At 65.2% G+C, this 12355-nt stretch carries 12 protein-coding genes and 1 tRNA gene; 1 reads left to right on the forward strand and 12 read right to left on the reverse strand.

Features of this window, described 5'->3' with window-relative positions:
• Nucleotides 1-4 precede the first annotated feature (4 nt).
• Both KIH81_RS00915 and KIH81_RS12170 read right to left on the reverse strand, forming a co-directional pair.
• The gene (locus KIH81_RS00915) at nt 5-1060 is read right to left on the reverse strand and encodes a serine hydrolase (RefSeq protein ID WP_214303664.1); all 1056 of its coding nucleotides are present in this window, start codon (nt 1058-1060) and stop codon (nt 5-7) included.
• A gap of 5 nt (nt 1061-1065) precedes the next feature.
• On the reverse strand, nt 1066-2352 hold the full coding sequence (locus KIH81_RS12170; protein ID WP_214303665.1) for a zinc-ribbon domain-containing protein: 1287 nt from the start codon (nt 2350-2352) through the stop codon (nt 1066-1068).
• Between the two features lie 190 nt (nt 2353-2542).
• Here KIH81_RS12170 and trhA point away from each other — a divergent pair, with 190 nt between their 5' ends.
• Nucleotides 2543-3472, forward strand: a complete 930-nt coding sequence (gene trhA / locus KIH81_RS00925) for a PAQR family membrane homeostasis protein TrhA (RefSeq protein WP_214303666.1) — start codon at nt 2543-2545, stop codon at nt 3470-3472.
• A gap of 261 nt (nt 3473-3733) precedes the next feature.
• Here trhA and KIH81_RS00930 read toward each other — a convergent pair whose 3' ends face one another.
• The 10 genes from KIH81_RS00930 to KIH81_RS00975 form a co-directional block, all read right to left on the reverse strand.
• The gene (locus tag KIH81_RS00930) at nt 3734-4213 is read right to left on the reverse strand and encodes a GreA/GreB family elongation factor (RefSeq protein WP_214303667.1); all 480 of its coding nucleotides are present in this window, start codon (nt 4211-4213) and stop codon (nt 3734-3736) included.
• 120 nt (nt 4214-4333) lie between these two features.
• Entirely contained in the window at nt 4334-4741 is a 408-nt protein-coding gene (locus KIH81_RS00935) for an FKBP-type peptidyl-prolyl cis-trans isomerase (protein WP_109057185.1), read from the reverse strand.
• A gap of 96 nt (nt 4742-4837) precedes the next feature.
• Complete coding sequence (locus KIH81_RS00940; protein WP_214303668.1) at nt 4838-6298, reverse strand: L-serine ammonia-lyase; 1461 nt, start codon at nt 6296-6298, stop codon at nt 4838-4840.
• A 7-nt stretch (nt 6299-6305) separates the two neighbouring features.
• On the reverse strand, nt 6306-6899 hold the full coding sequence (locus KIH81_RS00945) for a cadmium transporter (protein WP_214303669.1): 594 nt from the start codon (nt 6897-6899) through the stop codon (nt 6306-6308).
• Between the two features lie 185 nt (nt 6900-7084).
• A tRNA-Leu gene (locus KIH81_RS00950) sits at nt 7085-7164 on the reverse strand.
• A gap of 32 nt (nt 7165-7196) precedes the next feature.
• A complete protein-coding gene (locus KIH81_RS00955) occupies nt 7197-8198 on the reverse strand; it encodes a Ppx/GppA phosphatase family protein (RefSeq protein ID WP_214303670.1) in 1002 nt (333 codons plus the stop codon).
• A gap of 35 nt (nt 8199-8233) precedes the next feature.
• Nucleotides 8234-8800 carry a DUF501 domain-containing protein gene (locus KIH81_RS00960; protein ID WP_214303671.1) on the reverse strand — a complete coding sequence of 189 codons (567 nt, stop codon included), beginning with the start codon at nt 8798-8800 and terminating at the stop codon, nt 8234-8236.
• 59 nt (nt 8801-8859) lie between these two features.
• On the reverse strand, nt 8860-9468 hold the full coding sequence (locus KIH81_RS00965; RefSeq protein WP_214303672.1) for an FtsB family cell division protein: 609 nt from the start codon (nt 9466-9468) through the stop codon (nt 8860-8862).
• A 100-nt stretch (nt 9469-9568) separates the two neighbouring features.
• Complete coding sequence (eno, locus tag KIH81_RS00970) at nt 9569-10867, reverse strand: phosphopyruvate hydratase (RefSeq protein ID WP_214303673.1); 1299 nt, start codon at nt 10865-10867, stop codon at nt 9569-9571.
• A gap of 162 nt (nt 10868-11029) precedes the next feature.
• Nucleotides 11030-11881 carry an aldo/keto reductase gene (locus KIH81_RS00975; RefSeq protein ID WP_236029080.1) on the reverse strand — a complete coding sequence of 284 codons (852 nt, stop codon included), beginning with the start codon at nt 11879-11881 and terminating at the stop codon, nt 11030-11032.
• Between the last annotated feature and the right edge of the window lie 474 nt (nt 11882-12355).

Below are 12355 nucleotides of genomic sequence, written 5' to 3' on the forward strand. Positions count from 1 at the left end.
CGCGTCAGGAGGTCATCGCCGCGTAGACCGCGGAGGAGGCTTCGATGATGGCCTGCTGCGCGGTCGTCGAGTTCACGCCGGAGGTCATGACCACGAGCACGTAGTCGCGCGCGGAACCATCGGAGGCCTTGCCCCAGATGATGGCGGCGTCGTTCTCCACGCCGGCCAGTTCGCCGGTCTTGTTGGCCACTTGGACGCCTGCGGGCAGGCCGGAGGGGATCTTGTTGCGCCGGGTCTGGCCTTCGAGCAGTCCGAGCATGGCCTGGCTGGCCTCGGGCGAGACCAGCTCGCCGCGGTAGATGGCGGCGAGGAGTTTGCCGCAGTCGGCCGAGGAGGTCCAGTTCTCGGTGCCGGTGCCGTCCGTGCCTGCGTCAGAGAGCGCGCGCAGCTGTTTGGAGGAGGCGTACCCGTATTTCGCGGCCGTTTCCGTGACCCGATTGATGCCGGTGGCCATGTCGCCGTCGCCGATCATCTGCACGAGCTGGTTGGTGGCGGCGTTCGAGCTGACCGTGATCATCTGGTTGAGGAGCGTATCCGTGTTTTGTCCGCCGGTGTTGAGGGTGCCGGAGGCTAGCCGGTCGTACACGGCAAGCATCACGTATAGCTTGATTTCCGAGGCGGCCACCATCGGCTGTTCGTTGAGGCTCACGGTCTTGCCGGTGTCAAGGTTCTCGACGTACGCGGACCAGGTGCCGCCGCTCGCCGGCATCGTCGATTCAAGGGCGGACTTGACATTGGTGATGCGGGTCTCGGCCTCAAGATCGCGCGTATCCGGCCGGGGCGTGGACTCGCGGTCGAGCGTGCCGTGGGTAGGCTTGCCCGCGGTTGCGCTCGTCGCGGCGTCCGCGGCCGCGGATGTGCCGGATGTTGCGGACGTGGTTCCAAGGGTCTGCGATGATCGCACTCCCCCGTCGCCGCCGGCCGTCCGTCTGTTCGGCAGCCACCATCCGAAGGTGACGGCGAGCGCGACGATGACGGCCACGACCGCCACGGCGGCTCCGATCGTCACGGCCTTGGACCGCGCCGGACGTGGCGCGCGGTGACGTTGATGACGTGCCATGGCGGTCACTGCTTCAGGGTGGTATCCACGCTGGCGAGCACCTTGCTCATCAGTTCGGCGGCCACCGCCTTGCCCTGGTATTGGGTGGTGACGGCCACGGCGGCCTTGTGCCCGTTGGCCTCCACGATAGCGAAGTAGTTCCATGTGTCCTGGATGCCCTGGCCGCGGTGGGCGTGCACGGTCATGCCGGACGGGATGGTCACGCCTTCGGAGGCGATGTCCACGTTCATGAGCGAGGTGCCGCCCTTGGCGTCCACGGAGGCGAGCATGAGCGCGGCGTCGCGCGAGGAGCTGTAGTTCTCGTAGCCGTTGTTGCTGGCGGCCACGTCGCCGTAGTTGCGGGAGAACGTGGTGCCGCTGTAGCCGTGGGAGGAGGCCCACGAGTTGACGGCGTCCCATCCGCCGAGCGCGGCGGCGGCGTTGTTGCCGGAGGCGTTGTCCATCGTGCTCATCATGGTGGCGGCCTGCGCCTTGGCGTCGTCGTTGCCGCTGTCCATGGCGGCCAGGTAGACGGGCAGGTAGAGACCGGCGGCCACGAACTGCTTGCCGGACTGCGCGGTGGTGGCGATCACCGCGTCCTCGGAGGACTTGGCCTTGGCGACCTTGTCGTCGATCACCACGGCGGAGACGGCCACGTCCGAGGAGGAGTAGGAGTCGGCGATTTCGGAAAGCTGGCTGGAGGTGATGACCGGCCCGGTCTCCTCCGCTTCCTCGCTCTTCGTATCCTGCTTGTCTTCGCCGTCCTTGGTCTTGTCCGCTTCGCTTTCGGACTGCTTCTTGCTTTTGGAGGAGGTGCCGCCCTTGGATTGGCCATCGGTTCCGCTCGCGGTCTGGGTGGTCTGCGCGGACTGGTTTGCGCCCCACAGTCCCATGCTGTGGGTGACGAACAGGCCGATGACCAGCGACACCACGCAGATCAGTGCGATGAGGATGACGATGACGGCCGTGGAGCGTTTGCGTTGAGGCTGGGCCGGCGCGCCGTTGGCGGGCGGGACCGGAGCGCCGGGTACGGCGGCTGCCGGCACGGTGGGCGCGGTGGTGCCGTTGATGGGTCCGGCGGGCGCGCCGACCACGGGCGGGGCCGGGACCATGCCGGGCGCCGGAGCGGCGGCCTGCGGTGCGGGAGCGGCGTATCGCTGCGGCGCGGCGGCGGGCTCCACCAGCGTGCGATCCGGCGCGGCCGCCGCGGACGGTGCCGCACCGGCGTCCGGATGCTCCAGCGGCGTGCCGCATTGGGTGCAGAAGGCGTCGCCGTCGTTGTTGGCGAAGCCGCATTCGGTGCAATACACCATGTCAAACCCCTTGGTTCTTCTTCGGTTCTCTCCTGGCTCCATCGTATCGCCACCGCCGGCGGGAGCGGCCGAAGTGTTCACGGAGGTGATAGGGTTCACGTGAGTTGCTATTGACAAATGGATAAGTTACGTTAACGTAGGTTACGGTAGCGTAAGAAACGCTCCGCGAGTCCTGACGATTGGGGGAACAATGGCATCAACGAACGATGACGGACGGACCGCGACGGACGGACGCCCCCACTGGTCCGATCCCGAGATCGAGGCGAAGCGCCAGGCGGCCATCGAGGCGCGTGAACAGGCGCTCAAGGCCAAGGCGGACGCGATTCGCGCCAGGGGACAGTTCAAAGCCGAGGCCATCCGAGCCAAGGCCGAGGTGAAGGCCCGGCATGCATTGTCCAAGGCGGAGAACCATGCGTTGAAGGTCGAGGGCATCGCCCCCGCGGAGGTGGAGCGCAAGATCCGTCTGGACGTGCATGGCCGGCCGAAGCCGCTGATGCGCGGCTGGATCCACGCGATAGCCTCTCCCCTGTCCCTGGCGGCCGGCATCGTGCTCATCTGCCTGGCGCAGGGCGCGGGGCTCAAGTGGGCGTGCGCGGTGTTCATGACCGCCTCGCTGGTGCTGTTCACCAATTCCGCGGCCTACCATCTGGGCGATTGGAGCCCGCGTGTGACGGACGTGCTGCGCCGCATCGACCATGTGAACATCTTCCTGCTCATCGCGGGCACCTATACGCCGGTCTCGTTCGCGTTGGAGCCGTTCTGGCGTAATTTCATCATCATCTCGATGTGGGCGTGCACCCTGGTGGCGCTCATCATCCATGTGATCTGGATCAACGCGCCGCGATGGCTGTACACGGTGGTCTACATCGTCTTCGGCATCTACGGCCTGGCGTTCATGATGCTGTTCTGGAACTCCCCGTATGCCGGTCCGGCCGTGGTGATCCTGTTGTGCTCGGGCGGGGCGTGCTACATCCTGGGAGCCATCGTCTACGCGCTGCGCAAGCCCGATCCCTGGCCGCGCATCTTCGGATTCCATGAGATCTTCCACTGCGGCACCGTCGCCGGATACGCCTGCCACATGGTGGCGATCTACATGGTGATCGTCTCGTTGTGGAGCTGATTGATTTGCGTAATTGGCGCTGTCGGCGGGGAATAGGTGGGCCTCGACACACTCAAGGCCGTTCGGCCAAGCCTACGGTCGTGACCCACCTATTCCCCGCCGACAGCTTTCCGATATGATTTGGCTCCCCTCGCTGAGGGGAGCTGTCGTCGTAGACGACTGAGGGGAGTTCATAGGAGCGAATTCCGGTGCTCCCCTCAGTCAGCTTCGCTGACAGCTCCCCTCAGGGAGGGGAGCCAAATGCATACGTGCTGATCGCAATCAGGCCAGCGGCTTGGCGGCCTTGACGGTCACGGACAGCTGACGGCCGTTGGGGGCGGTGTAGGAGAACACGTCGCCGACCTTGGCGCCCTGGATGGCCTGGCCGATCGGGGAATCCGGGGTCATGATGTCGTAGTCGGTGCCGGAGACGATGTCGCGGGTGCCGAGCACGTAGGTCATCTCGTTGCCGTTGAGGTCGATGGTCACCACGGAGCCGTTGCCCACGGTGCCTTCCGGCGCGTTCTCGATGATCTTGGAGTCGCGCAGCTTGACGGTGAGCTCGGCGATGCGGCCCTCGTTCTTGCTCTGGGCCTCGCGGGCGGCCTGGTAGCCGCCGTTCTCGGACAGATCGCCCTCGGCGCGGGCCACGGCGATCTTGTGCGCGATCTCCTCGCGCAGCTCGCCCTCGCGGTGGGCCAGCTCTTCCTTCATCTTGTTGTACGCTTCCTGCGTGAGCAGGTAGACCTTATCCTCAGCCATGTTGTCCTCCTCTGATAAGTATTCGGCGAGTATTCAACGTTTCACATTGACGTGCACATATAACAAAACGCCGGCTTCTACCCCGGCGTTCGTCACTGCTGGTCCGCTTGACGCGGAAGGTCAGCGAGTGGAGATGATGTCGATGACGAACACCAGCGTGTCGCCGCCGCCGATGCCGGCCTGCGGAACGCCACGGGAGCCGTAGCCGTACTCCGGCGGAATGGACACCACGAGGCGGGAACCCACGTTGTGGCCCGGCACGGTCTGGTCCCAGCCCTTGATGACCTGGCCCACGCCGATGCCGAAGCTGGCCGGCTGGTGGCGCTCGAAGCTGGAATCGAAGGCGGTGTCCTTGCCCCACACCACGCCGTGGTAGTTCACGGTCACGGTGTCGCCGCGGCGGACGATCGGACCGTCGCCCTCGGTCAGTTCCACGGCCTTGAGGCCCTTCGGGGCTTCCTCGGTCGGGAATTCGATGACGGGCGTGGTACCGAATTCGGCGTTTACCTTGGGCATCTGATCTGCCATTGGTCCTCCTTTACGACACAATGCGCCCTACAATAGCACTTCCGCGCGATTGGCGTCGAGCCTTTCGCGCCTGGCGACACACCGGGCGAGTGATGCTCAGCACTCCACGACGTTGACGGCCAGGCCGCCCTTGGAGGTCTCCTTGTACTTGGCCATCATGTCCTCACCGGTCTGCTTCATGGTGGCGATGGCCTGGTCGAGGGTCACAATGTGCGAGCCGTCGCCGAGCATGGCCATGCGCACGGCGTTGATGGCGGTGTTGGCGGCCATGGCGTTGCGTTCGATGCACGGGATCTGCACCAGTCCTCCCACCGGGTCGCAGGTCAGGCCCAGATTGTGCTCGATGCCGATCTCCGCCGCGTTCTCCACCTGTTCCGGCGTGCCGCCCATCACCGCGGCGAGTCCGGCGGCCGCCATCGAGCAGGCCGAGCCGACCTCTCCCTGGCAACCGACCTCCGCCCCGGAGATCGAGGCGTTGCGCTTGAACAGGTATCCGATGGCACCGGCGGTCAGCAGGAAGGTGACGACGCCCTGTTCGTTGGCGTCGTCCACGAAGTGCCAGTAGTAGTGCAGCACCGCGGGGATGATGCCGGCCGAGCCGTTGGTGGGGGCGGTGACGATGCGACCGCCGCCGGCGTTCTCCTCGGAGACGGCGAGCGCGAACAGGTCCACCCATGCGGCGTCCGAGGATTCCAGCACGGCGTCCTTGCGGCGGCTGTCGCGGCGCAGCACGTCCGAGTTCGAGGCGAGGCGCTGGTACATGCGCGGTGCGCGGCGGGGCACCTCGAGGCCGCCCGGCAGCGTTTTCTCGCCGGAGGTGCAGCCGTGGTTGACGCATTCGCGCATCACGCGCCACACGTTGTCGATGGTGGAGCGCACCTGGATGGCCGAACGGGTGGCGGTCTCGTTGGCCCAGACCAGTTCGGCGATGCTCATGTGGTGTTCGCGGCACAGCGCCACGAGTTCGGCGCAGGAGGAGAACGGGTAAGGCGTCTCCGGACCGAAGTCGGTGGAGGCCGATTCGTCCTCGTCGGCGAAGGAAGTGCCTGCCGGCGGACGGTCGTGGATGCCGATCATGAGGTCGTCGGGGCTGCCCTGGCGGATGAAGCCGCCGCCGATGGAGTACCAGACCTGTTCGTCCACGAGGCTGCCGGCGGCGTCGAAGGCCTGGAACCGCATGCCGTTGGGGTGCGCGGCCATGCGCTTCCACATCTCGAAGACCATGTCCTTCTCGTAGTCGAAGCCGATGCGCGTGGTGCCGGCCAGGTTGATGGTGTTGTCCAGCGCGGCGGTCTCGCGGATGTGGAGCATGTGCTGCGTGTCCACGGTGGCGGGCACGTTGCCTTCGAGTCCGGCCATGACGGCACGGTCGGTGCCGTGGCCGAGTCCGGTCAGGGCCAGCGAGCCGTAGAGCGTGACCTTGACGCGGGCGGTGCGTGCGGTCAGCCCGTCGCGTTCCAGCGCGGCGACGAAGGCGTGCGCGGCGGCCATCGGCCCCACGGTATGCGAGGAGGACGGCCCCACGCCGATGGTGAACATGTCAAGCACACTGAACATGGCGTACCTACTTCGTGGACGGGATCTGGCCGAAGATCATGAACAACACGATGCCGCCGAGCACGGCCAGCACGATCTGGACGATGAGCAGCGCGATGACGGCGGTCTTGCGCGTGGCGAGCTTGGCGCCGTACGCCTGGGCCAGCAGGAAGGCGATGAAGCCGAAGACGGCGTAGTTGGCGGTCAGGGCCAGGATGTCCTGGTTGGCGAGCGCCACGCCGTTGACGGCCTGGTCGAGCGAGTTCATGGTGGTTCCCATCACGAACATGCCCCAGATGGCGTATCCGATGAGTCCCACCACGGCGTATGCCCACGGCTTGAACGTGTCCTTCATGCGGTTGGTGAAGGATTCGGCGCACCACAGCAACGCGAAGCCGACCACATAGGAGAACACGACGGCGATGAGCACGGTCACGGCCATCCACGGCACCAGGGCCACCACGGGGCTGCCGGTCTTCGGGTCGGCGATCATGGACAGGTAGAATCCGGAGCAGGCGATGGCGCCGACCGTCAGCGCGGCGCCGGCGATGACCGCCTGCGCGAGCATGGTGGGCAGTGCGCCCTGTTCGACTCGTTCGACTTCGGTCCAGCGTGAAGCCATGGGATTTGCCTCGTTTCGGGTTCGGATGCGATTACGACGAAGAACAGGGTAACGGGGTTATGTTTCGAGAATTTGCCCCACATTTTGCCCATATTATTCTGGATAAGCTAGCGATCCGCGGACAACGGGAAGCCTTCCGATCCTGCTCGCATAAGGCTTCCAACCATTCCTACGCTCTGTGAAAGTGCCTCCAGCGGGACTCGAACCCGCAAGCCGAAGCGATCGATTTTAAGTCGACTGCGTATACCAATTTCGCCATGGAGGCGTTGGCCCGTGGGCCAACCGTTTCATTGTACGCTATCGCGCGAGCAGGCGGCGCCCGTAGTCGAGGACGATGCCGTCGAGCAGGCCGTGTTCGCTGGCCACGTACGAGTCGATGGCCTCGCCGTGGTCGGCCGCGGCGGCCTCGCTCACCTTGGCGAGCACGCGGTTCCACACCACGGCGCCGCCGCCCACCACGTCCACGCGGCCGGGGTGGATGGTCTTGTATTCGCGGCGTTCGGCGCGGGACATGTTGAGGAATTTGTCGTCCACCGCGTAGGCGTCCTCAAGGCTCAGACGATGGCCGTCCACCACGGTGTGGTCGTATTCGGTCAGGCCGAGGGCGAGGGCGGTCATGGTGGTCACCGTGCCGGACACACCGATGATGGTGCGCGCCTTGCCGGCATCCACCGTACGGAACGCCTCGTCGATGTGCTCGTCCACGTCCTTGATGGCGGCGTCGATCTCCGCCTGGGTGGGCGGATCGGTCTTGAGGTGTCGTTCGGTCATGCGCACGGAGCCGATGTTCATCGAGAAGGCGCTTTGGACCTGCGTGGCGGGCGCGTGCACGCCGTCGCCGCCGATGACGAGCTCGGTGGAGCCGCCGCCCAGGTCGACCACCAGGTACGGGGCCTTGAGCTCGCCGCGGTTGACCACGGAGGTCGCGCCGAGGAAGCTCAGGTCGGCCTCCTCCGTGCCGGGGATCACCTCGGGTCGCACGCCGAGGATGGATTCGATGCCGTCCTCGAACTCCTCGCGATTCTCGGCGTCGCGCGTGGCGGAGGTGGCCACGAAGCGCAGGCCGTCCACCGGATGTTCGGCGAGCACGCCGGCGAACTCACGGGCGGCCACGTAGGCGCGTTCCAGCGCCTCGTCGGCGAAACGGTGGGTCTTGTCCACGTCCTGGCCGAGTCGGATCACGCGCAGGATGCGCGGCACCACCTCATGCATACCGTCGGCATCCACACGGGCGATCTTCAACCTGATCGAGTTGGTGCCGCAGTCGATGCCGGCCACGGTCACGGATTCCTTGCTCATTGCCTTCTCCTTCGGGTCCAGTCGAATGGACGGTTTCAGTCTTCCAGCGTGCAGCGGCACACGGACGGGTCGAACTCGTCCTTGACACGTTCGAGCACCATGTCGCCGATCGGGTTCGCGCCGGGGCCCATGACCAGCGACTGGGCCAGAAGGGCGTGCAGGCACTTGACGCGCACGGGCATGCCGCCGGCGGACGTGCCCTCGATGTGCTCCTCGCTGTCACCGAGTCGGGTGGCCAGTTCGTGGCGGAACGCCAGATACAGTTCGTGGGCCCGCGCGTAGGCGGCGCGCAGCTCCTCATCGGCGGCGAGCATGTCGTTGTACTGCTGCATCACGCCCGCGGCCTCCACATGGGAGGCGGCCTTGACGGCTTCCGGGCCGGTCAGATAGCAGGTGGTGGGGAACGGGATGCCGCCGGGCAGCACCGGGCGGGTGATCACCGCCAGCGGACGGCCGCACACGCATCGGGCGCCCACGGCCACCATGCCTCGCGGATAACGGCCAAGCTGGCGCTGGACCAGATCGATGTCATGGTCATTCGCGGGTTCGGCGAGCACGGCGTCAACGAGGGACACGGCCTTGGCGGTGATGTCGGTGGTCACGGTTGGGTTTCCTCCCCTAATGGTCGATGATGGTTGGTGCGATGGAAAGAATGCGGGTGTCACTGTCCGCTCTGGTCGGTGCCGGACGTGCCGGAATCGGCGGACTGCCCGGACGAATCGGACTTGGACTTACTGGATTTGGAGGACGTATCTGACGAAGACGAGTCGGACGAAGACGAACCGTCGGACGTGTTGTCGGACGTGCCGGACTTGGCGTCGGTCACGGGTTCGTCGGCCTTTTTGAAGGCGTACGACAGCTCGCTGTACCACGGCAGGACGTTCTTGTCCGAGCTGGACGAGGAGTCGGACGATTCCGCGCCGGTCTCGGTGCCGGTCACGGCCTCCGGGTGCAGCACGCGGACCGCCTGCTCGCCGGGGAACACGAAGCCGAGGCGTTCGCGGGCCTGGGCGGTGATGTAGGCCTTGTCGTTCCAGCGTTTGATGTCGTTTTCCAGTTCCTGTTTCTTGGCGATCAGCGACGCCTCCTCGCGCTTCAGGCCGTTGAGTTCGGCGAGGTTCAGCGCATAGGTGTGGAATGTGGCGACCAGTTGGATGGTGCCGAGGGCCACAATGAACAGGGAGACGAAGAAGGCGATGGGTCCCGCACCGTTCCGCCTCTTTTTGGCTTTTGCTGTGCCGGATTTGCCGGCTCGGGACTGCTTGCTCATGACATACGAAAATACCCGTCGCATTCGACCGAACGGATGCGACGGGTATCAGGATTCACCGGAACCTCACGCCTTCACGGGCGTTTTCGGTTCCTCGTGCTCACTTGGCCAGGTACTTCTTGCAGGCCTTGAAGGCGCTGTAGCCGGCGTACTGAGCGGTGGAGCCGAGCTCCTCCTCGATCTCGAGCAGGCGGTTGTACTTGGCAACGCGCTCGCCACGGGCCGGGGCACCGGTCTTGATCTGGCGGGTGTTCTTGGCCACGGCCAGGTCGGAGATGGTGGTGTCCGGGGTCTCGCCGGAACGGTGGGAGACCATGGAGGTGTAACCGGCGGTGGTGGCCAGCTCGATGGCGTCGAGGGTCTCGGTCACGGTGCCGATCTGGTTCAGCTTGACCAGCAGGGAGTTGGCGGCGCCGAGCTCGATGGCCTTGGCCAGACGAGCCGGGTTGGTCACCAGGAGGTCGTCGCCCACGAACTGCAGACGGTCGCCCAGCAGCTTGGTGATGGCGGTCCAGTCTTCCCAGCCCTCTTCCTGGAACGGATCCTCGATGGAGACGATCGGGTACTCCTCGATGAGCTGCTCGTAGAAGTCGAGCATGTACTGGGAGTCGCGGTCGTCACCCTCGAAGTGGTACTTGCCGGTCTCCTTGTTGTAGAACTCGGAGGAAGCCACATCCAGGGAGATGCCGATCTGCTTGCCGGGCTCGTAGCCGGCGGCGGAGATGGCGTCCATGATGTAGTTCAGGGAGTCCTTGTTGGACTTCATCTTCGGAGCGAAGCCGCCCTCATCGCCGAGGCCGGTGTTCAGGCCTTCCTTCTTGAGGACGTTCTTCAGGGTGTGGTAGACCTCGACACCGGCCTGCAGGGCCTCGGAGTAGGTGTTGAAGCCGTACGGGGAGATCATGTACTCCTGGATGTCGGTGGCGAAGTCGGCGTGGGCGCCACCGTTCATGATGTTCATGTTCGGGACCGGCAGGATGTGGCCGTTGGTGCCGCCGATGTAGCGGTACAGCGGCAGGCCGGCGGACTCGGCGGAAGCGTACAGAGCGGCCAGGGAGACGCCCAGGATGGCGTTGGCGCCCAGCTTGCCCTTGTTCGGGGTGCCGTCGAGCTCGATCATCAGGTCATCAAGAGCGCGCTGGTCGGCGGCATCCATGCCGATGACCTTCGGAGCGATCTCCTCGTTCACGGCCTTGACCGCGTTCAGAACGCCCTTGCCGCCGTAGACGGACTTGTCGCCATCGCGGCGCTCCCAAGCCTCGGCCTCACCGGTGGAAGCACCGGACGGAACCAGGCCACGACCCTGGGCGCCGTCCTCGGTGTCGAGGATGACCTCGACGGTCGGGTTGCCACGGGAATCGAGAATCTGACGCGCGTACACGCTTTCAATTGCTGCCACAACTACTCCTTAAACGGTTGTGTATCTAATGACAGTCCTAAGAATAGTGCGATTTGTGGACGTTGTGAACGACACGCCCAAAAATGGTGTGAACGCTCACATTCTTGTGATGTCCCGTTCGATAGCCGCCCGGTCACACGTCCGCGCATCCATGCGACGCCGCTACGCGACCCCGTTGAGGTAGTCGATTTCCTCATTGCTGAGGTCCAGCGCCGCGGCCTGGAAGGAATCCCCGATCTCCTGCGGATTGCGGGCCGAGGGAATCGTGAACAGGCGGGGGTACCGGGCGAGTTCCCAGGCCAGCGTGACCCGCTGGTGCGAGCAGCCGTGATGGGCGGCGACCTCACGGAAACGGTCGAAGCAATGTTCGTTGAACGGGTCGAGGAACCCGCCGAGCGGCGACCAGCAGACGAAGGCCAGCCCCAGTCGCTCGCAGGTGTCCATCGTGCCGTCCGGATCACGGTAAACCGGCGAGAACTGGTTCTGCACGGCCACCAGCCGGTCGCCGAGAATCTCGCGGGCGAGGCTGATTTCCTCGTTGCCCACGCGGGAGATGCCCACGGCCTTGGCCACGCCCGCGTCCACGAGCTCCTTCAGGGCACCCATCTGATCCTCGTAGGGTACCTGCGGGTCGTTGCAGTGCGAGTAGAGCAGGTCGATGGCGTCCACACCGAGACGCCGGCAGGATTCCTTGGCATTGGCGATCATGGTCTTGGGCCGCGCATCCGCCTGCCATCCGTAATGGCCACGCTCGTCCAGCGTGCGAAGCCAGCCGGTTTTGGTGGCCACAAGCACCTCGTCCTTCGGGCCGTTCCACGAATCCAGGGCGTCATGGACGAGGTATTCGCCGTAGCCCATGTCCTCCGGCTCCCCGGTGCCGGGCTTGCTGGGCAGATAGTAGGACCAGGCGGTGTCGAGGTAGCGCACGCCGGCGTCAAGGGCGGCATGGATGGTTTCGATGGCCTGATCGCGGCTCTCGGGACGGCCTTCGATGGCGAGAGCCATGGTGCCCATGCCGAGTCGGGGGATGGTGAACCCGGCGAGGGTGCCGGTGTTGCGGGGCGCGGCGGGCGTCGCGGCCGCGGCATTCGCGCCGGTTGATTCGGTTGCATTGGATGCGTCGTCTGCGACGGTTGCGGAAACTTCGGTCATACCCGTCACTTAAACCCCGCCGCTGGACAGCCTGGACGTTGCATCCACATCGCCGACGCCGATGCCCAATCGCCCCTGCAGAGCATCGGACACGGCCGGATATCCCGGCGTATCGGCCATGGGGGGCAACCAGTGCCCGATTGTCTGGCGGAGGCCAAGGCAAAGTCCATCCCCAGACCCGTATCCAGGCGGACTTTGCACCGAATCGCACATATCCCGGAACATGGCCACATGCCACTCGATATACGGACGTAACGCGGGCCAATGCGGGATAATCCGACGAACGACGTCTTTGTCCCGCACCATCGTGGAACGATACGCACTTCAACCGTCTTA

This window comes from Bifidobacterium miconisargentati (assembly GCF_019331675.1).
Taxonomy (GTDB): domain Bacteria; phylum Actinomycetota; class Actinomycetes; order Actinomycetales; family Bifidobacteriaceae; genus Bifidobacterium; species Bifidobacterium miconisargentati.